This window comes from Methanosarcina sp., from assembly GCF_049706645.1.
Taxonomy (GTDB): domain Archaea; phylum Halobacteriota; class Methanosarcinia; order Methanosarcinales; family Methanosarcinaceae; genus Methanosarcina.
This window is the reverse complement of record NZ_JBNAKP010000017.1, coordinates 1-20,345: the sequence shown is the minus strand read 5'-3', so window position 1 is coordinate 20,345 and position 20,345 is coordinate 1. Positions and strand designations below refer to the sequence as shown.

General features: G+C 41.6%; 21 protein-coding genes. 9 read left to right on the top strand and 12 right to left on the bottom strand.

Annotated elements, in window-relative coordinates; translation table 11 throughout:
- The gene (locus ACPK8D_RS07675; RefSeq protein WP_424717267.1) at positions 1-549 is read left to right on the top strand and encodes an adenylate kinase family protein; all 549 of its coding nucleotides are present in this window, start codon (positions 1-3) and stop codon (positions 547-549) included.
- Positions 550-670: 121 nt separating this feature from the next.
- Here the strand turns inward: ACPK8D_RS07675 and ACPK8D_RS07670 are convergent, their stop codons facing one another.
- The 4 genes from ACPK8D_RS07670 to mer form a co-directional block, all read right to left on the bottom strand.
- The gene (locus ACPK8D_RS07670) at positions 671-1,150 is read right to left on the bottom strand and encodes an Ig-like domain-containing protein (RefSeq protein ID WP_424717266.1); all 480 of its coding nucleotides are present in this window, start codon (positions 1,148-1,150) and stop codon (positions 671-673) included.
- Positions 1,151-2,009: 859 nt separating this feature from the next.
- Positions 2,010-2,531 carry a nicotinamide-nucleotide adenylyltransferase gene (locus ACPK8D_RS07665; RefSeq protein ID WP_424717265.1) on the bottom strand — a complete coding sequence of 174 codons (522 nt, stop codon included), beginning with the start codon at positions 2,529-2,531 and terminating at the stop codon, positions 2,010-2,012.
- A 54-nt stretch (positions 2,532-2,585) separates the two neighbouring features.
- The gene (gene fpoF / locus ACPK8D_RS07660) at positions 2,586-3,626 is read right to left on the bottom strand and encodes a F420H2 dehydrogenase subunit FpoF (RefSeq protein ID WP_424717264.1); all 1,041 of its coding nucleotides are present in this window, start codon (positions 3,624-3,626) and stop codon (positions 2,586-2,588) included.
- A gap of 103 nt (positions 3,627-3,729) precedes the next feature.
- Complete coding sequence (gene mer, locus ACPK8D_RS07655) at positions 3,730-4,716, bottom strand: 5,10-methylenetetrahydromethanopterin reductase (RefSeq protein ID WP_424717263.1); 987 nt, start codon at positions 4,714-4,716, stop codon at positions 3,730-3,732.
- A 601-nt stretch (positions 4,717-5,317) separates the two neighbouring features.
- Here mer and ACPK8D_RS07650 point away from each other — a divergent pair.
- A complete protein-coding gene (locus ACPK8D_RS07650; protein WP_424717262.1) occupies positions 5,318-5,512 on the top strand; it encodes a hypothetical protein in 195 nt (64 codons plus the stop codon).
- 230 nt (positions 5,513-5,742) lie between these two features.
- On the opposite strand, the gene ACPK8D_RS07645 is transcribed toward ACPK8D_RS07650, so the two are convergent.
- Entirely contained in the window at positions 5,743-6,651 is a 909-nt protein-coding gene (locus tag ACPK8D_RS07645) for a TolB family protein (RefSeq protein WP_424717261.1), read from the bottom strand.
- A gap of 1,812 nt (positions 6,652-8,463) precedes the next feature.
- On the opposite strand from ACPK8D_RS07645, the gene ACPK8D_RS07640 reads away from it, so the two are divergent.
- The 7 genes from ACPK8D_RS07640 to ACPK8D_RS07610 all read left to right on the top strand — a co-directional run bounded on the left by ACPK8D_RS07640 (position 8,464) and on the right by ACPK8D_RS07610 (position 14,171).
- A complete protein-coding gene (locus tag ACPK8D_RS07640) occupies positions 8,464-9,369 on the top strand; it encodes a right-handed parallel beta-helix repeat-containing protein (protein WP_424717260.1) in 906 nt (301 codons plus the stop codon).
- Positions 9,370-10,005: 636 nt separating this feature from the next.
- On the top strand, positions 10,006-10,689 hold the full coding sequence (locus tag ACPK8D_RS07635; RefSeq protein ID WP_424717259.1) for a flavodoxin family protein: 684 nt from the start codon (positions 10,006-10,008) through the stop codon (positions 10,687-10,689).
- A 94-nt stretch (positions 10,690-10,783) separates the two neighbouring features.
- A complete protein-coding gene (gene afpA / locus ACPK8D_RS07630) occupies positions 10,784-11,419 on the top strand; it encodes an archaeoflavoprotein AfpA (protein ID WP_424717258.1) in 636 nt (211 codons plus the stop codon).
- A 55-nt stretch (positions 11,420-11,474) separates the two neighbouring features.
- The gene (locus tag ACPK8D_RS07625) at positions 11,475-11,981 is read left to right on the top strand and encodes a ferritin family protein (RefSeq protein ID WP_424717257.1); all 507 of its coding nucleotides are present in this window, start codon (positions 11,475-11,477) and stop codon (positions 11,979-11,981) included.
- Between the two features lie 23 nt (positions 11,982-12,004).
- Complete coding sequence (locus ACPK8D_RS07620; RefSeq protein WP_424717256.1) at positions 12,005-13,213, top strand: FprA family A-type flavoprotein; 1,209 nt, start codon at positions 12,005-12,007, stop codon at positions 13,211-13,213.
- Between the two features lie 269 nt (positions 13,214-13,482).
- Complete coding sequence (locus ACPK8D_RS07615) at positions 13,483-13,620, top strand: hypothetical protein (protein WP_424717255.1); 138 nt, start codon at positions 13,483-13,485, stop codon at positions 13,618-13,620.
- Positions 13,621-14,036: 416 nt separating this feature from the next.
- Positions 14,037-14,171, top strand: coding sequence for a hypothetical protein (locus tag ACPK8D_RS07610; RefSeq protein WP_424717254.1), 135 nt, complete (start codon positions 14,037-14,039; stop codon positions 14,169-14,171).
- Positions 14,172-14,531: 360 nt separating this feature from the next.
- On the opposite strand, the gene ACPK8D_RS07605 is transcribed toward ACPK8D_RS07610, so the two are convergent.
- From ACPK8D_RS07605 to ACPK8D_RS07575, 7 genes are all read right to left on the bottom strand, one after another.
- Entirely contained in the window at positions 14,532-15,107 is a 576-nt protein-coding gene (locus ACPK8D_RS07605) for a cyclase family protein (RefSeq protein WP_424717253.1), read from the bottom strand.
- A gap of 193 nt (positions 15,108-15,300) precedes the next feature.
- Positions 15,301-16,293 (bottom strand): isocitrate/isopropylmalate dehydrogenase family protein, encoded by a 993-nt coding sequence (locus ACPK8D_RS07600; RefSeq protein ID WP_424717252.1) that lies wholly within the window; start codon positions 16,291-16,293, stop codon positions 15,301-15,303.
- A gap of 65 nt (positions 16,294-16,358) precedes the next feature.
- Positions 16,359-16,919, bottom strand: coding sequence for a manganese efflux pump MntP family protein (locus ACPK8D_RS07595; RefSeq protein WP_424717251.1), 561 nt, complete (start codon positions 16,917-16,919; stop codon positions 16,359-16,361).
- 465 nt (positions 16,920-17,384) lie between these two features.
- The gene (locus tag ACPK8D_RS07590; protein ID WP_424717250.1) at positions 17,385-17,780 is read right to left on the bottom strand and encodes a hypothetical protein; all 396 of its coding nucleotides are present in this window, start codon (positions 17,778-17,780) and stop codon (positions 17,385-17,387) included.
- A gap of 711 nt (positions 17,781-18,491) precedes the next feature.
- A complete protein-coding gene (locus ACPK8D_RS07585) occupies positions 18,492-19,370 on the bottom strand; it encodes a DUF7714 family protein (protein WP_424717249.1) in 879 nt (292 codons plus the stop codon).
- Positions 19,371-19,453: 83 nt separating this feature from the next.
- On the bottom strand, positions 19,454-19,948 hold the full coding sequence (hacB, locus tag ACPK8D_RS07580) for a homoaconitase small subunit (RefSeq protein WP_424717248.1): 495 nt from the start codon (positions 19,946-19,948) through the stop codon (positions 19,454-19,456).
- Positions 19,949-20,126: 178 nt separating this feature from the next.
- On the bottom strand, positions 20,127-20,345 hold a 219-nt coding region (locus tag ACPK8D_RS07575; protein WP_424717247.1), incomplete at its 5' end, for a hypothetical protein.

Here is a 20,345-nt window from a genome sequence, read left to right as displayed (position 1 = left end):
ATGTTAATAGGACTCACCGGTACACCGGGTACTGGAAAAACCTCAGTAAGTAAGTTTCTTGAAAGAAAAAGGCACTGGAAAGTAATCCACCTTAACGACCTCATCAAAGAAGAGCACCTTTACACCGAAATTGATGAGGAGAGGGATGCAGTCATCGCGGATATGGAACTTGTCAGGCAGCGCCTTGCAGAGATTGTTAGTGGAAAGGAAAATGAGATAATAATTCTTGAGAGTCATCTTGCCCATTATATTGCGGATACTGTAATTATACTCAGGGCATACCCGCCTGAACTAAAAATAAGGCTGAAAGCACGCGGTTACTCGGAAGAGAAAATAAGAGAAAATCTCGAGGCCGAAGCTCTCGATGTGATTCTGGTTGAAGCCTTTGAATGGTGTGAGAAGGTTTTTGAAATCAATACTACAGGAAAGAGCCTTGAAGAAACAGGAAAGGATATAGAAACCATCATAGACCATATTTTAAGCGGCAAAGAACAAGAGTTGTCGGAGTATGAACCCGGATCAATTAACTGGATAGACGCAGTCCCTTGATTTAAAAAATTACCTTTTTGATAAAACTATTTCCTAAAAAGTTTTGTTTTAAAGAAAAGTAGTAAGGGATATGGGGATTAAAACCCCGGAAGATTAACACTTCCTTTTCCCTTAAATGTGCTTAGCACTTGCAACTTTTGCATGCTGAACCAGTGGGGTTCTTTGCACAGATGGAAGTGCACTTTTTGCAAGACTTTGAGCAGTCAGTGCATTTAAAGTTCAGGGTAACTTTTGCAGTGTCACGCTGACCATATTTGTTTACTGCAGTGTATGTGAAGCTGTCAGTGTTCTTAGAGCAGGAAACTGGCTTTACATAGCAGAATTTGCCGTTCTTCTCCATCTTTACTTTGCCGCCCTGCGAGGTTTTAATATATCCGGTGCTTACGACTTTGAGACCGCAGCCCTTGTCATTCTTCAGTACGCTAAAGCAGTTAGATTTTTTACAAAGGTCAGCGTTAAATCTATCGTCTCTTGCATCGGTTTTACATTTTGCAACGGTTTTACTGCACGAACCACTACTGCACGCGGCTGCTCCTGTCATAGACATGACAAAGAAAACCAGCGTGAAAACACAGATTGTCTTGAACATAGTTCTTCTCATAATATGTCCTCCATAGTATACACTCAATCATAAAAATTTCAAAGCTATTGGCTTTTAAATCCGATTCTCACTGGCAATGAAAATATACTCTTCCGGATTAAACCCCCCGATTTATCAGGGAGATATATTTTCATATGATTGAGTGATCTTTCTTAGCTATGTCTTAACAAACAGTTAAATTTTTAACAGCTTGTTATGAAGTATTATGTACCTTAAACCCCTCTAGAAAATACAGACATTTATCAACGTGCTAAGTTACAATATCGATTGCAGCAGTTAACCTGGTATGTCAAATTACGGTTAAAAGTTGGAACGCATTATCACAAGACACGTAGAAAATGACCCTGCATTTGTATCAAAAAGTTTTAAGAGTACACAAATAGAAATAGTACTTTCTTTTATAAGAAATTTTCTCTTAAACATATGTTAAAGTGTGTATTCATCAGACTTCTTAAAAAAATATATAGTGATTGTAGTAACGCATACCCGGAAAAATAATTACATGGGGATTATTAGAAGATATAGAAGTATTATCAATAACAGATGCCTCTAAGAATGTCAAACCTGACACTTAAAGTATTAACTTCAGAAAACTGAGAAGCTAAAAAGCAGAGAGGAACAGGAAGAAGCATGGAAACGGAATAAGAAATCAAAAGTAAAAGGAATAGGTGAGTAAAGGAAAGCAAAGAGTAGAAAAAAAGAAAGAAAATAAAGTAAGTAAGGAAATAAAGAAAGTAAAAGTAAAGAAACCCAAAGGTCAAGAAAAGCCAGATTGAGATGAAAAAAAGACTGCAAAGTTATCAAAAAACACATTGAAGAATTAAGTTGTTAAATAAAATGCTAGAACAAAGAACTACGCTTATAGCGAAGAATTAGTATCACTAGCTGAAACATTTTTGAGGCGGGTTACGCCGTCTATTTCCCTGATCACTTCAACAATAGGCTTTGGAACAAGATGCTCCCATTTTTCCCCTGCAACCATCCGTCTTCGGATTTCTGTGCCTGAGTATCTCTCCCGGACGTAAAGAGGAGATTCTTTTACGCAAAACCCCGCTTCCCGGAAGAGCTGAATAACCAGCGGATTATTTGAGTACACCACTTCAAAATTGGGCGTTCGGGACGCGACGTGATGGACCCAGATAGAGTTGTACCTGACATCTTCAATTGGGAGAACATAGTGTCGGATAGGGAGATTTTCAAGTGCATTGTACAGCATCAGCACTCTTTCCCCTGCCGTAAACGGGTCAGTGGATTCATGGCTTTTCTGGGCACTTCCTATGCCTACGACAAGTTCGTCAACTTCTTCCGAAATCTGCTTAATTATGGCATGGTGCCCGAAATGATACGGTTGAAAACGTCCAATATAAAAAGCTCGCATCATCCCGGATTCCAACCTTCAACCGTACTCTGGTTATTTTCTCGATATATTCGGATTTCAGACTATTTCGTTACGGATCCCTGTCTCAAAGCTGAACTCTTTACAGACTTCCGCAAAATGTTCAGCATTGTTTTTACGCTTCATATCAATAAGCTTTCCGACAAGTTCGAGGCCCGGCTTGGGATCTTCCATAATTTCCATCTCATCACGGACCATATCGAAGTATTCCTCTCCGATTTCTGTCCTTATAAAGACTGAGTTCCACCCATCCGGAGCTCCGACGGAGCCTACCGAAATGTCGGCAAAGACCGAAGTGTAGTCACAGCAGTGATGGCAGGGGTTCCGGGCGTATTTGGCTATATCCTTGATAGGCACGGAGTGAACCTCGCCGTCACTGGTGTAGACCCAGAATTTACCTTTGGTGAATTCCATCTTCGTGACATCTTCGACCTTTACTTTCATGATCTCCGGGATTATCTTCTCAAGCATTACTTCATGATGGAAACTTTCCATACAGAGTAATCCGATAATAAGCACAATTTTTTCGCTTACGTTATCGCGGATCAGTTTTGCAGAATGAGCCTGGCAGGGCACCCCGACAACTGCAATCCGGTCATATTTTTCAAAGGCTTCCCTGAGAGCTGCAACGACCGGGTCAGAGGTATACTTGGTTCCTCTTGTTCTCTCGACGTCTTCTGCACTTGTTAATAGAACTACTTCAGGTTCCCATTTCTCGTTTCGGGTAATTCCGACGGCACAATCTATTTTGCCCTGTCTGAAAAGGGTTTTAAGGATACCGCTAGTCACTCCTCCATCCTGGCTGCCTGCGCTGTCCCTGGACTTTGCGGCAAAGAACTTGCGTACATTTGCAAGTTCATTCTCGATGAAGCCGTCGACTACCGGACAGATTCTGCTGCAGGTTAAACAACCTTCACAAACCAGATATCCCGCTCCTTTCTCATACAGGCTCAGATCATTCGGATCACGAATTTCTGCCGCCTTCTTTACGGTTACAGCCCCTATGGGACATACGGCCTCGCATGCCCCGCAGGCTGCGCATACGTCATGTTCAATGACTTCTGCAATCTTTGGTGGCAATTAGTTACCTCCAATGCTTTGATTTACTTGCCCTACAGCAAGACGTTTTTTAAAAATATTATAATAAAGAAAAATTAAAAATATTATGCAGGATGTAATAAAATTACATCTTTGCAATGATTTCTTTACCTATAAGCTTTATTGCTTTTTCTTTGTCAGGACCGATCGGAGATCCGGCAACAATCTGGGTAACTCCGATTGCCTCAAGGTCTCTGATTCTCTTCATGCAGTCCTCAGGAGTTCCGCAAATAGCAAAGGCCTCGATCATCTGAGGGGTAACAAGTCCGCCCATGAGAGCTCCGAAGTCTCCCTTGGCAATGGATGCACCGATCTGGCTCTTTGCTTCCACCGGGATTCCATGACGCTCGAGAACAAGGTCAGGGGAGCCTGCAACGATGAAGGCAACCACTACTTTTGCGGCATTGACTGCCTTTACCGGGTCTTTGTCAATTGAGAAGCAGGCGTACGCTGTAACATCGACTTCGCTCGGGTCACGGCCGGCTTTTTCTGCTCCTTTTTTAATCTGTTCGACAGCAACTTCGAAGTCCTTTGGATGGGAAGCATTGATAAGGACGCCATCTGCGATCTCACCGGCAAGTTCGAGCATCTTGGGGCCCTGGGCACCCATGTAGATAGGAACGTTTCCAGCATTGAAAGCCAGCTTGGCACCTGCAAACTTAACCATTTCTCCATCCATAGAGACCTTCTTGCCTGAGATGAAGCCTCTGATTGCCTGGATTGCTTCTTTGGTGGTTGCAAGAGGCTTTTCCCATGCAATGCCCATGGCATCGAAGGTTGCCTTGTCTCCGGGCCCGAGACCGAGAACTGCCCTGCCGCCTGAAATCTCGGCAATTGAGGCAATGCTGGATGCAGTGATTGCAGGGTTTCTGGTATAGGAGTTTGTAACACCGGAACCAATCTTGATACTGTTGGTATTCAGAGCGAGAACGGTAAGAGTGGAATACACGTCACGGTTGTTGTAGTGGTCAGTGATCCAGACATAGTCGAATCCCTGCTGTTCTGAGAGCTTTGCGTAATATGCGATCTTTAAGGCGGGATCGCTCGGCACAAATTCAATTCCGAACTTCATCTCAAATTACTCCTGATTACTGTCTATTAGCTAAATGGGTCCGTTTTTTGTCCCCAAAATATTATTTTTAAATAATAATTAATATCCATTACAATAGATATTAATTATGAACCTTAACTGAATTCACATAACAGTATTTAAGAATCTATATATAATTAACTGTATTAAACGAATTGTATATAAATTCCCTGATAAAAAGAACTCTCTCATTTTCCCTAATACTGGAGTCTTCTCAAGCCTGGGCCACTGAAGAAAGATAATCAAACCTTAAAAACCTTTTCCAGAAACTGCACTCGCGACCTCAGTTTCAAACAATACCTTCCTGGAACATCAGAGAGAAAAGAAGCTTTTTTTGAAAAAAAATTCTCCAAAGCTGGCAAAAGATTTATATTAGAAAACGGCAGGTGCCGAAATTTCCATACATTTGCGGTTAATATCACCTGCAATTATGGGACAATATGATGAAAACGGAAATAAAACCGAAATAAAACAAAAATGAAAACAAAAATAAAAATGAAAGAGCTGATCCCAAAACTCAAAAACTGCTTCTTTGAATTTTGTTTTGAGATAAACAATCGAACTACTGATCCGGAAAATAGTTATGGGTACCTCCAATATAGGAGTAAAAGTGGCTTTTGGGATAGGCTCAAATAAAAATGAAAATAAAATACGAAAGAGCAGCATGAGTGTACTTGCCAGGTTCAATTTAGCGCAAGAAGTAAAGGAAGGCCTGAGGAAGAGACGGCTTTCCATAAAAGGCGCTGAAGAAGAGATGATTTTGTTTTTGCACTTATAACTTTTAAAAGTATAAAGTAACGATTTCGTTACTCTACTCCACTGTGATACATTTACTCTTCCTTTCAGTGCTGATTCCTGCTGCATTTTTTACAGTTAGTCAACCGTATGTTTCCAACCTTGTGAAAGGTGTGATTCGAAACAACTGCATTTTTAGAAGTTAATCCCATCACCGAAATCCCGGTAGCAGGAATCTGCTTTTACGCCCTACTCTTATCAGTAACTTTCATGTCAGTAGTTTAACATATAGATACTGCCGGAATCGGACCACACTATCATATTGCCGGATATAACCGGTGTCTGTGCTGTGTTGCCGACGGTTAACTGCTTGCTATTTCCGGTATCTATATCGTATACGTATAGATCGCCGGAGTCCATACTCGAAATATCATTGTGCTTTAAATAAACAAGTTTGTTGCCGCTTATGTCAGACGAGCCGCCAGTATCATAACCGGTCACACCATCTCCTGTTGTGATTTCTATCTGCTCCAGGGTAACAAGATCACACATGCGAATATTGCCCAGCCTGGTGTAGAAATCCGACCATATGACCTTATCGCCATCAATGTGTGAAAATATGTTATCTCCATACTCACTGACATCTACTGTTGTTTTAGCGGTAACATCATATACGTAAATCTGCGGAGTATCATCATCAGCATATGCTTCATATGAGATTCTGTCGTCACAAACGTCAGGATTGCTTCCATTTGCTATTTTAGTCTGCCTGGATATAGATATGTCACGCATGTAAACAGATGAATCAGCGCTCCATACTATCCTGCTACCGTAAATAGCAGGAATGCTGTCGCTATCCACATCTTTTGTAATATGAGTCCTGGCCCCTGTATCTAGATCATATACAGTGAGCCTCGGAACCCCACTACTCTCGTCATGCCATACCAGCTTGTTGCCTGAAATAGCTGGATGAGACGCTCCGGAGGAGTCAACTGCAGTTTCTTTTTTGGTTACCAGGTCATAAACATGAACAGTACCATCATTTATCCACGCTACTTTACCAGCATCAATAGCAGGCTCATCCCCACTGCCAATTTTTGTATATTGTGCAGCTGAAGCCACTGTCGATACCAGAATAAAAAATGCAAGAACTAATGATATCGAAAATAATCTGCCTTTCATTTTTTCCCCACCATATGCCGTTAATAAAGTCTGAATCTTTTCTGACTTTATAATAACAACACAAATCATATAATTTTAATTTATTTGTAAGAATTTAATCTACTTATTGACTTATAATGTTAGTTATTATATTAATAGGACTACTCCGTAATATATAATTATAGAAGTAAAATATATTCTAATTTTAGCTGCATATCAATGTTCATTGGCTGAAAAACCAATTTGGCACCTGTATCTGTTTTTCAGGAAGAGTAGGACCAGGTTACCTGTCTTTTAATCTCTAGTTACCGTAACTCTACTATACCCTTCTGAAAATAGCCTTACCCCTGATAGCTGGACTGGGGTAAAATATCCTGATCCCATGCCGGAAAGATAAGAGTAAGTATGATCTTTACCACGGCTATGCTTTTGAAGGCACAGAAAAAAACAGCCATCACAGAGATACTCGGAGAAAGCGGCCTGTGCCCATGGCCCTCATGCCGCACCTCACATCGATCATGTCTTAGGTGAAGTACAAAAATAAAACCGGCAAACCATATCAATAGAAAATCAGCATCAAAACGAACACTAAAGCAAGAGTCAAATGACTGAGTCAGAGAAAAGTTAGTATACTGGAACTGAGGGTACAGCTTCAGCTTACCCTGAACATAATAATAAACGTCCTTATGATCGAGTGATATCTTTCTGAACCTTAGCAGGCTCTCTTAATAATTAAACAATAAAAATATTTAGCTGGAAAATTTATCCTCAAAGCCTGATCATCTCAACCGTTAAATGCCTTTTTACGCTGTTTTCTAACGGTTTTCATTCGAATTTTAGCAAATTATTTGGACTCAACAAACTCTTTATATTTACTTGGAACTTATCACTCAAACACGCAACATATTAAAGGAATTCTTTTGAAAAGTTTTTGTTGTCACTTATTTAAAATATTTAATTGTATTGTTGCAGCATAAGTAGAGAGAGCCAAAAATTACGGAAAAATATCTAGATTTTATTATTTTAAGAGTTGTAGACCTACCACCAAATGCGTTTTTAGGTAGTCTAATGCAATTATAAGGTTATATCATATTCACATTTTTGATCATTTGTAGGCCACATATATCTTTTTTCGTCTTATACTTAATTTCTACCCTTTAATTGTATTTATGGATCCAATAAGGCAATCAATTAGGTTTTCCTGGCAAAATTCTACTTTCACTCCCCAAAAAAAGGCCTGTAAAGACCTGAAATAACGGCACACTGTGTAAATTTGTTTGATAAAATACCAAAAATATTTTATAATAGGATCACGTAACCAAGTGTGTCAACTCAGTGTGTCAACTCAGGAATTCAACAATTGTGAATGACAGCTTTTTAAAAGTAGAGTTGACCTGTGGCTAAAGGCCGTGATTAAGTAAACAGAAGGTATTGACCAGAAGGATGCTTCCTGTGGTCAGTAGCAAGTTTTGATGTGTAAAAGCCAAAACTTCTAGTTTCCGGCCACCTCCAGTGACTAATCCCTATAAGTGATTGGAGAGTGGAGACTCTGTGTGCAACGTGTTCGCCTCACTAAATCGCAGAGAACCGAATTGGATAGGTTCGAAAAATATTACGCAGACGTAATCGGAATCATACCCGTATAGAGCCGACCTGATCAGGGAATTCTGATGAAGGATTCGAAAATCCCTACCTGATTAGATTAGTTCGGAAAAGAAAGTATTACGAGTACGTAATATGGCATTTTGAGAAATATTTGGGAAAAAAGTAGCTTACTGTATAGATTTTAATCTCACTTAAATCCCTATAAAAATCCAACCCAAAGGTGATACGATGCTTAAAAGACAACTAGGAACCCTATTCCTGGTAACATGCCTTATTTTAACAACCGTACCGGCTGCGTTAGGCGCCCCGAGTACACAGAGTTCAAAGGTAGTAACTGTTGCAGGAGACGGAAGTGGAGACTATAATGCTGATGGAAAAGCCGATGACGTCGAAATTAATCAAGCACTTGAATTTGCTGCAAACAACCCTGGTACAACTGTCCACCTTAAAGGTCCATTCACATATGATATAAGCGATTCTCTCAGAATCGGCAGTGGTACCACCCTGGAAGGAGATTCCAGTGTAGTAATTAAGCTCGCCAAAGGATTACCTCTATGGGGAAGTCGCGAGAGCAGCATTGCAGAAAAGAAAGCCATGCTTATGATTAGAGGCAGTTCTGCAAGTGATGTTACAATTAAAGGCTTTACTGTTGATGGAAGTCAGTCAGACTATTATCCTAACATCAGGCTTGGAACTTCCTCCTATAATATGGCAACACTCATAGGCGTTAATGGATTAACAATTCAGAGTATGACATTCCAGAACGGATGTAACGATGCCATGCTTATTTCAAAATCCAGTAACGTCATGATTGATACAGTAACTGTCAACAAGTGTGGTCACGATGGTGTATATGCCTATCACGTAAATGGCATTACAGTTAAGAACTCTAAATTTATTAACCGAACTAATTCGTCCGTCCGGCTCGATTCCGTTACCGATGGAGTCATGAAAAACAATGAATGTACTACATCTGGTGGTGGATACGCAGGTTTGGAATTACAGGGAACTCTTAAAAACATAGAAGCCTCTGGCAACTATTTCCACGACCTGGATGCCCCTGCAGTAGTACACTTAAACACAAAAGAAACTAATGTAAACATTAACAATAATAGAATTGTAAATTGTGGATAAAGAATTTATTAATTGGAAAAACTCTCAGTTCACTAACTGAGGTTCAATCCAATTTATTTTCTGAAAAAAATATAAGATCAGGACTTAAAAATTGCCTTCTTTGCGTTTTAAGTTTCTACAATTTTTACACCAAAGAATACTGGCTTTTTTAAATATTGATTACAGCTTTTCTGTTATGATCCTTTTTGTTCCAAACCATATTTTTGCTTCAAATAACGTTCTGTTGTAAACTAAGTATCCTGTTTTAAACCACATAATACCGGTTCTTATTCTCTGATGTTCATTGCGGCTTCAGAACCAATCTCAGAAATCTCAGACTTTTTCAGCTTCTGGAAATTACATCGGGTCGGCCTTTTAGGAACATATAGATTAACTTTTCGGTGAAGGAAACTTCAACGTATCTTTGATTGAATGGCCATTTATCCTCAAAAGGAAAGAAATATACCTCCAGACTGAATCAATACATTTATTGCTCTCTCCAGATAGCGTTTACAGAGGGCTTAAGAAGTAGAAGCCAGAAATTAGAAAACCAGAGCATAAAGATATTCAGGCATAAAATTATTTGTCCGAAAGGCATACCAGCATAGAGATATATCCAGTTATATACGTAATTTTTATATGTAATTCGGAGGGGACATGCAAGAAACCGAAGCCAAACCGATAAGGATTCTCGGAATATCCGGAAGTCCCAGGAATATGGCGACCGATTTTCTGGTCCGGGAAGCGCTGAAGATTGCAGAGGAGAAATATGGCGCGGAAACCGATTACTTTTCCGCCAAAGGAAAAAGGCTGAACTTTTGCATCCACTGCGACTTCTGTATAAGAACAAAGGAAGGCTGCATTCACAAGGATGACATCTCAGCCGAGCTCTATGACAAAATGATCTGGGCAGATGCCTGGATTATCGGAACTCCGGTTTATCAGGGAACATTGAGTGCTCAAACCAAAACAATAATGGATAGATGCAGAGCCGTAGTTGCCAAAAATCCCAAGGTTTTTTTGAATAAAGTAGGGATGGGCATTGCAGACGGAGGAGACAGGGTAGGAGGACAGGAACCGGCAATCCAGGCTATCCTGAACTTTTATGTGATCAATGAGATGATACCTGTGGGAGGAGGCTCTTTCGGAGCTAACCTGGGGGGAACATTCTGGTCAAAGGACAAAGGGGCGGAAGGAGTATCCGAAGATTCCGAAGGCATGAGAAGCCTTAGAAGAACCCTGAAAAAGCTTGTCCAGACAACCCAGCTTGTAAGAAGAGCTTCTTCAGAAAAAGAATTAGAGCCCCAGCCATCTGAAACGCCAAAAGAGGAAGGCAAATAACATAAATTCCGGAAGGACGGGGTTTTCAGAAATCAGGTTAATCAGGAAGAGAAATAAGTCCATAATTGACAGAACCAGTTAAGGAGGAGTTATTTTGGTAGAATCGTTAAACAAGAAAGTAAAACGAATAGCATGGGGAATAACAGGTTCGGGAGACCAGATGATTGAGACCTACAGCATTCTGGTGGATATTAAGAACCGAACAGGCGTTGAGACAATGGTTTTTCTCTCCAAAGAGGGCGAGACCGTAATGAAATGGTATCACCTATGGGATAAAATCCAGAATGATTTCCCTAATTTCAAAGTCGATGCAGGCCCCAACTCCCCGTTCATTGCAGGCCCGCTGCAAATGGGATACTATGATTTCCTGCTGATAGCCCCGGCAACTGCCAATACTGTGGCAAAAATAGTATACGGGATTGCAGACACCCTGGTTACAAACGCAGTCTCTCAGACTGCAAAAGGAGAAACACCTATTTTCATCCTGCCTGTAGACCAGAAAAGAGGGAGTGTAAAAACCTCTGCACCCAGCGGCAGAGCCTTTGAACTTAATATGCGCGAAGTAGATGTTATAAACTCGGAAAAACTTGCACAGATGGAAAATATCACAGTGCTTGCAAGTCCCTATGAGATATATGACATCTTCGGGATTGAGCGGCCGTCTGAAGATATAACCGTTAAAGTGAAAGAACGAAAAAAGACAAAAGTTAAAAAAGAAGCCGGGAAATAAAAACTTCAAAAATAGGGAAATCTGAAGAGATAAGTTATCACAGGGGGTAAGAGGTATGAGAAGTGCATATCAAGATGTAGTAGAGGAAGTAAAAAATCTTAAAGGAATTGAAGAAGCCGTAGCTCTGGCAATCGAAAGGGAGAAAGAAGCAAGGAACTTCTACCTTAGTAAGGCTGCTTCAATGGACAACCCGAAATTTAAGGAACTCTATGAGCATCTGGCAAATGAAGAGGTAAAGCATCTTGGCTATCTTGAAGGATACCGTGATAAGAGGGAGCTGCCCGTGACAAGTACGGAAATTCCGAGTGGTCAGTCTTTCACCCCTGAGTTTGATACAGGCCACACAAAAGGCGGTGAGATCACGCTTGGAGATACGGGTATCCTTGTTGCAGCCCTGAGGCACGAAAGAAAAAGCGAGGATTTCTATTCGGAAGTCGCAAAAAAGGTTGAAGACGAAAGCCTGAGAAAATTCTTCGAGATGCTGGCAGGCTATGAAAGAGGCCATTACGAGTTGATTGACGGCTTCCTTGAAGAGATTACCAGATTCAGGATGCAAACCTGAAAAGCCAGGCGAGCTGTGAGTATATGGACACGGAAGAAACAGGTGGAGTCGTCGAGCTCTCCAGCGGAGTTTACTGGGTAGGAGCAATTGACTGGAACGGCAGAGACTTTCACGGGTTTACCACTCCAGGAGGGACGACCTATAATTCCTACCTGGTTATAGGGGAAAAGACTGCCCTCATAGATACGGTAAAGGCTCCTTTTGCAGGAGAGATGCTCAGGCGCATCGGTCAGCTCATCGATCCTTCAAAACTCGACTACATTATAATGAATCATATGGAGCCTGACCACTCCGGATCCCTGACCGAGCTTAAAAAGCAAACCGATGCTAAAATTCTCATTACAAGAAGGGGCATCGATATCCTTAATGGTTACTTCAGGGACTCGGGCAGTGAGAACTGGGATGTTGGAGTTGTAAAGACCGGCGACCAGCTGGATCTGGGTGGCAAAACCCTTGTGTTCCTGGAAGCCACAATGCTGCACTGGCCTGACAGTATGGAGACTTTCCTGAAAGAAGACAGGATCCTCTTTTCAAATGACGGTTTCGGGCAGCATATAGCAAGCTCAAAAAGGTATGATTTCGAAGCAGGGGATATGCTTTCTGAAGCCGCGGAATACTATGCAAATATCCTCATGCCTTTCCATATGCCGCTTCTTCGATATCTGAAAGTACTGGCTGAGCTGGAAATAGAACCCCTGCAAATAGCTCCTTCTCATGGAATTATATGGAAACAGGACCTGCCGAAGATCCTTGAGGCTTACATATCCTGGGCCAGCGGGGAAGTAAAAGAAAAAGTGCTTGTGATATATGATACCATGTGGGGCAGCACAGAAATAATGGCAAACGAGATTGCTGAAGCTGTCCGGGCCGCCGGTGTGGAGGTAAGACTGCTTAATCTCCGGAAAAACCCGAGGAGTTATATCATGAAAGAGATGCTTGATGCAGCTGCTTTTGCAGTAGGTTCACCGACCCTTAATAATGGGCTATTTCCAACAGTCGGCGACTTCCTGGTATACCTTAAAGGCCTGCGTCCCCAGAAGAAGAAAGCTATGGCATTCGGGTCCTACGGCTGGGGAGGCGGAGCGGTAAAAATCATAGAACAGGAACTGAAAAACGCAGGAATCGAAGTTTTTGAGCCCGGACTGCAGGTAAGGTACCGGCCATATGAAAAAGAACTGGTGAGATGCAGAAAGCTGGGAGAGCAGCTTGCAGCTGCCGCAAAAAAGCAATGATACCAGTTATCTCAACTCTTTTTTTAAATTTATTTTATCTCATTTATTGTTTTAATATTTAGTTTAATGTTTATTTTATCTAATATGTCCTTCCAACATTTCTTTCCTCTTAATATTCGCTATTTCTTGGAAATATTATGGAGAGATTTCCAGCCTTAATAGCAGCAGGGCCTGAAATCTTTGCCGGAAGTCCTGCAAAAAATACTTTCACCCTGCTAGGCTGAGATTAATAAATACTGAAGTAGTTTTTGGGAATAGAGGTGAATACAATGGAGGAAATATTCAAAGGATTGGTCGAGCGTGCGCAGTATTATGAACAGTTTGAAAACTACAGGAACCTGAATCTCTCCGGAAATTTCGGAGATATGCCTGCACTTAAATTAAAGGCTCCAGCAATGAGTATATGAGACCGGATTTATTGACTGTCAGCCTGAGAGTAACCGGATCCACATAATAAAAAGCTGCAAATAAAAAAGCTGCGAATTAAAAAGCTGCAAAATCTCTAAAGAACTGGAACATTGAGAAGTAAGTTTCAAGAACAGGTAGTTTAGGATCAAACTTCAAGAAAAGTTAGAAAAAAATCAGGAATACTCAGGAATAACGGAGAAATAAGAAAGAATAGCAGAGAAATAATGGAGAAATTAAAGGCGGAGAGAAGCTTATTTCTCAACCGGTTCCATTTCAGCCTGTAAGTTCTGCCTCATTTCCACATGGTGAATTTTGAGGTCAATATTTTATAACGATTTTTAAAAAATCCGCCGCCTCAGTGGCAAATATTTATAAGTATGAGAGAGAAATATCATGTGGGTTAGGGGGAATCCACATGGACGAGTTTTTTGAAGAGATAATCGAAAGAGCCCATTACTATGAGCAGTTCGAACTTTTTAGGGAATATAAGCAAACATTCCAGAGGAATCAGACAGGGAAAAGCAAGTCCGGAAGAAGTGAATATAATTAATAAGGAAGTCAGAAAACGACTTGAGTATCAAACATAAAAGAAAACAGAACCAGACGGCAGATACAAACCGGAAGGGCTTCTTAAAACGGGAAAGTTGCCCTTCCAATCCTTTTTTAGTATCTGTTTTGATATTTATTTTGATATTTGTTTTGATATCTGTCGCATTTAAATAGCTTGCTAGTTTTCATAATTTTTAATATTTTAACCTTCTTTATTCTAAGCTACTCATATTATAATATTTTATTTTATATTTATTTTATAGAAGTGTATTTTATATTTATTTTGTAGCTGTGTATTTTAATTATTTCAGAGTTAATTTGTTATTTACCATTTATGGCTTTGTCCCGCTTATAAAGCAGGTCACTCTCTAACCAGCATTACTCTCGCCGGTGCTCCGTCCGTGTCTATACGAAGAGGCAGACCTAAGAATGTGTATTCCCCTTCCTGAACGCCGGCAAGGTTGAGTCCTAAAAACAAAGTCGTATTGTTGATAAGCAGTTCGCGGACCTCATCATCCCCATCAGGCTTTTTAACGCTCAGGTAATCAAAGCCCAGAGTTTTGATTCCGGCATTGACGAGGTATTCAGCTGCGTCCATTTTAAGATGCACATAGTTCTCAAGGAATTTCACATAGCCAAGGGCCGAGTTTCTGGTCTTGAGAAGTACTATGTCTCCAGGCCGTACTTCAAACCTTTCAAGATCCTGCCTGTGAATCTCGTCTTCTATATAGATAAGATCAAAAACCCTGCATTTTCCGTAAAAGTGGTCAAGAGGCAGATCAGCAGCTCCTTCTCTTCCATCCCGAAGATGCAGTCTGGATTCTACATGAGTACCTGTATGGCTTCCCAGAGTCAGGATAGACTCATTTACCTTATCCTTCGGGACCGAGGCATACCTCTGAACAGAAGGTCCCGGCTTTCCCGGATATATAACCATTTCTTCCGTAATAGGCAACGAAATATCGAAAAATTGACGCAGAATGAAACCCCCATTCATTGATCAGTGATAAATCAGACTTTAAGTGCAGTTATTTTTTATACAGTGTAACTGCGCTTACTATAAAAAGGGTTTAAAACATTAAAAGCTCTCCTCTGGCAGGAGGCAGATCCAGCCTGCCTGGTTGAGCTTTTTATATGTTTTTCATCACGTATTCCGCAACTGCATTTCCGACTTCTGTTGTGCTGGCTGTACCTCCGAGGTCAGGAGTGATAATTTTCCTTTCCAGCACATGGGCTATTGCCTCGTCTATAATCCGGGACCTGGGCTCCCCCATCCATTCCAGCAGCATCTTTACGCAGAGAATTGCAGCAAGAGGGTTGGCAATGCCTTTTCCGGCAATGTCGGGTGCGCTCCCGTGTACAGGCTCGAAAAAAGCGTATTTATCCCCTATATTGGCGCTCGGTACAAGGCCAAGGCTTCCGACAAGGGCTGCACACATATCACTCAAGATATCTCCGAAAAGATTCGTTGTAACCACAACGTCATATCTTTCAGGATGCATCATAAGGCTGTAAGCCATAGAGTCAACCAGCATATCCCCGTACTCTACGCCATTAACACTTGCAGTCCGCCTGCAGACATCGAGGAAAAGCTTGTCGGATTTCAGGACATTGGATTTATGGACAATGGTCAGTTTATTCTTCCTTTTCTTTGCAAGCTTACAGGCATATTCGGCAATTCGCTCGGAACCTTTCTGGGTGATGATGCGTTTTGTCCAGGAAAGTTCGGGCCCTATTTCCTCAATCCCCGAATACAGCCCCTCAGTGTTTTCCCTCACGATAATAAAATCAAAATCGTTTCTCCCGGTAATCCCGGTTATTCCGGGAAGAGGTTTTACAGGCCTGATATTGGCATAGAGGTCCAGTTTCTTTCGGATGGTAAGGAGCACGCTTTTGTAATTTGGGTCCGGCACAGTGGTAACTGCCCCAAAAAGGACTGCATCGCACCCCTTTATGGTTTCCAGATCCGCACTCGACATTGCAGTCCCTGTTCTTTCCCACCGGGTATAGCCGAGTTCCAGGGGCACTTTCTCAAACTCAAGCCCGAAAGCATCAAGGACTATGACAGCCGCAGGGATTACTTCCCTGCCGATCCCATCACCCTCGATTACAGCCAGTTTCATGCTAAGTGCATCTATAGTTTGGGGTATATGAATCTGGCGTAAGTTTTTCAGATTTTGAAGCTTTCTTAGATCAAGAGCAGGTGTTCGGCAAGGATTTTTCCGCCGATCCCGATAAGGATCAGGCCTCCGATAATCTCGACTTCGTGCTCAAAGAAATGACCGATCCTGTATCCCAGAATCGCTCCGCAGAAGGACATGAAAAAGGTCACACAGCCTATTATAATTACAGGCTCAAGAATAGGCGTATTGAGAAATGCAAAACTAATCCCCACAGCAAGGGCATCTATACTTGTAGCGATTGCGAGCACCAGAAGCACCGAATAATTGAGGGAGTTCACCTTTCCTTCCGAGCCTCCGTAAAGAGCTTCATAAATCATTTTGCCTCCGATGAAGGCCAGAAGCCCAAAAGCAATCCAGGGGGCATAGTCCGACACAAAGCCGCTTACCGCGCTCCCTCCAAGCCAGCCCAAAATAGGCATCAAAGCCTGAAACCCTCCAAAAAAGAAAGCCAGTTTAAGGGCGTAGTTGAGCCGGAAAGGCCTTATCGTGGTGCCGCTTGACATGGAAACTGCAAATGCATCCATTGCAAGTCCAAGCCCTAAAAAAAAATTAGTCAGGAAAGACATTAAGTGATTACTCCAATTTCGTTTTATAGATAAGATTTTTCGAGATCACGGGATCTTTAGCAAATGAGGATGTTTGAGAATTGAAACCCCCATAACGTTTATGTGTCGTGATTATCGCCTTTTTAATGACTCAATAAACCCGCAATCAGATTTAAAACTATGCCTTAGGAAAAGGTCACTGACAAAAACAGCTTCTAGAGTAGAGATATGGATAACCGGACCTGCTCAAAACTGCATATAGACCCGGACTGAATAGTCTGTTTAGCAAGAGTAGAAGTAAGAATATTTGAATTAATTACTGCATTGACTATCTAATTCAGGTTTTTAAATTCTACGGAAAAAGGAAAAAATAGAATTCAGAGAACATCTGATGCAAATACTTATATTCGCACATATTTTTCCAGAAGTTTCAAAATTATCTATACTTATTTCACTCCGCTTATACCTTAGTTTTAGATTAAACCTTCATACCTTAGTTTTAGATTTTCCTTCAACAACTGATTTCTTTTGATTGGCTGATGCTTCTGACCTCGATATTTTATAGACGGTGTACTTACCGGTGCCATCATAAGAAACAGCATATTTGTCGTGACCTCTATCAAAAAACTTGAAGCCATTTCGGTAAAATGCTGGATATGCTACAATACGTGGCGGATCAATCGAATAGCGCTGGTATATACTGTCCTCCGCGAGAGTTTTAACCCAATCAGGTATCGTGTTCACCTGTTGATACTTCGCCTGAACATTACGTCCGAGTATTGCGTTATAAGCACGCGAAGCCTGCACTGCGATCATTACAAACAGGACTTTAAGAAAGAAAACCACCAGGATGAAACCAACAAGCCACGCCAGCGTGAGCAAAAATATACTACCAGACCCCCCCAAAACTTCAATTTATTTTTATGATTCGTCTCCCGTCTGCGATTACGCGAATTCCCTTAAATCTTTAACTTCCCCATTAACCCATATCTGTGAGCGTCACAGTGAATTGACCCCTGAGAAAATGATCCTTAAGAAATATGCTCTAATGGATAATAGAGTTTTCTAATTTATTTTAAAACTTTTCTTTTTAGTTTTAAGTTAGGAATTATATGCTAAAATGGATTGTTACTTGAACCTTGAGGGTCATGTATTGGAAGCTGGTCCGAATGCGCAGAAGTGAGCTTAGAATGAGTAAGAGTAAGGTTAGAATAACCAGGATTAAGGTCAATAGAATTAATCACAGTCCTGTTTTATTCAGTGAGGGACAGGATGGCGGAGTTCTGAAGCTTCGAAACTGATTGGCTGAATGAGGAGATTCGCCTGGGAATTCGGAAAGGTCCCCATGAGATGTAAAAAGAATAGAAGAGATGGCAAATGAATGAAATTATGTAAAAAGGTTGTCGGGGCCGCGTGTGGAACACCGATTAAACCTGAGAAACTATAAATACAGGTTTAAACTGAAGGTTTCTATTGGACACCTGCAACTATTGTTTTTGCACTCTAACGGGTTTAGAGTAAACGGTTTGGAGAGACATAATTTCAGTATAATTAATGTATATTGAAAGCGGTTAGAAAAATTACCGCATACTCTCAAGGCTGGCTGTTGATATTTTCTGAACTTCGCCTCAGGCTGTTCACAAGTTTTCGAATAGCTTCGGCAACCTGGTACTCCGATGCTCCCCAGTGGACTACGGCTCCATCAAAACCCGAGATTTTTACAAGTCCTGAATTCTCAGACCTGCAGCAGCGAGTGATAAAAGATTTTGAGGGTACGACTATTTCGGATTTGAAAGGACAGATATTTACAAAGGAATACTCAAGTTCAGGAAAACGCATCTCAAAAAGGGTCTTTGAAATTTCGCATCCTACCAGCAAATGTCCGTTTTCCGTGAGTACATCCGAATCCAGGCATTTTCCTTCCAGTCCCGACGCGCTGCACGGAAAAACGGTGTTTTTACCTTCGAAACGCCTCAGGTCAATCACTTTCTCAGTAAACCTGACCTGCAGATCCCCGAAAATTCCGCTGGCTTCAAGCCTTCTCACAACCAGGGAAAGCCAGGAAGGATAAGGAGGGGCAACATCAAGGATCTCGAGCTCAAGAATGTCTGAAAGGTCAGGCTTATGGACAAAAGTGACGTGCCTGTCCACGCCTGTAAAAATTACCGTGTTCACTGTACCAGTACAAAGTTTTTCTGCAATCTCGATCAGGAGTGCGCGGTCTTTTATGTTCAGTTCCCGATCATACTTTACCACCTCTTCTGCTGAGGCTATTGTTTCAAGCGCTTCGACTTTACGTAGCAATCCCTCTCCGTTTTTTTTCACATAGTAGACTGCATATTCGGAACCCCCTGTCTGAGGATCTTCCGCTTCAGCAATCAGGTAGTAAGTAAGGAAATAGATCGGCTCTTCAATGTCCGGGCAGAAGGACTTTGTCACGCCCACATGTTTATATTCATCAGGAAAAATCATGGGTATCGATTGTTTTGGATGGTCTATTATTTTGGGTAATCTCGAATTTTAAATTTATCTTCGGGAGCTATCGGATCAGGTTATTACTTTTGCTCGCTCTGGATTTTCTTCCTGTGAGCTACAAGCCCGCCGTCAGCAAGCATATGGAGCAGGAAATCCGGCAATTTATTTCCCCTGAACGTGCCTTTTTCTGGAACTGTAACCTCGCCTTTTAGCAGGTCAACCCTGATCTCGTCGCCTTCCTGGCACTCGATATAGGCTTCCATAAGAGGCAGCCCTACATTGATTGCATTTCGGAAAAAGATCCTTGCAAAAGACTTTGCGACAACACAGGCTACGCCTGCGTGTTTTAAAGCGAGGGGAGCCTGTTCCCTTGAGGAGCCGCAGCCGAAATTGCTGCCTGCTACAATAATATCCCCTGGTTTTACCTTCTTTGCAAACTCTGGATCAATGCCTTCCATTGCGTGAGCTGCAAAAACCTGCATATCCTTGGTCCGCAGGTATTTTCCGGGAATGATCACATCGGTATCGATATCGTCTCCGAATTTCCAGACTCGGCCTATTATAGGGTTTTCCATCACACTTCACCTGCGAAGTAGGTTTTTTTAATGGTATATCTAGATAGCGGGAAAACGAAGTAAAGATTCTGCAAATCTGGCTCAAAAATAAGGTTGGCAACAAAGAACCCGGAAAGAAGGCATATGAAAAAGAAGAGAAAGGTGCAGGAGGGTGAGCAATAGCACGCTCCATACTTTTTTAGACCTTTATCTCTTCTCCATTTAACACAGCTTCTTCATTTACTCTTACTTCTTTTGTCGTGTCTCCGTAGTTTAACACATAGGGGCGTGCAGGTGCAGTATCGAACTGAGTTTCGCCTGCAATAGGCCCGTCGGTTGAATAAGGCACTGTAAGTTCATACCTGCCCTGAGAGTCCGCAGTTGTTGACTGCTCATATTCAAAGGTACGATCCTGCCC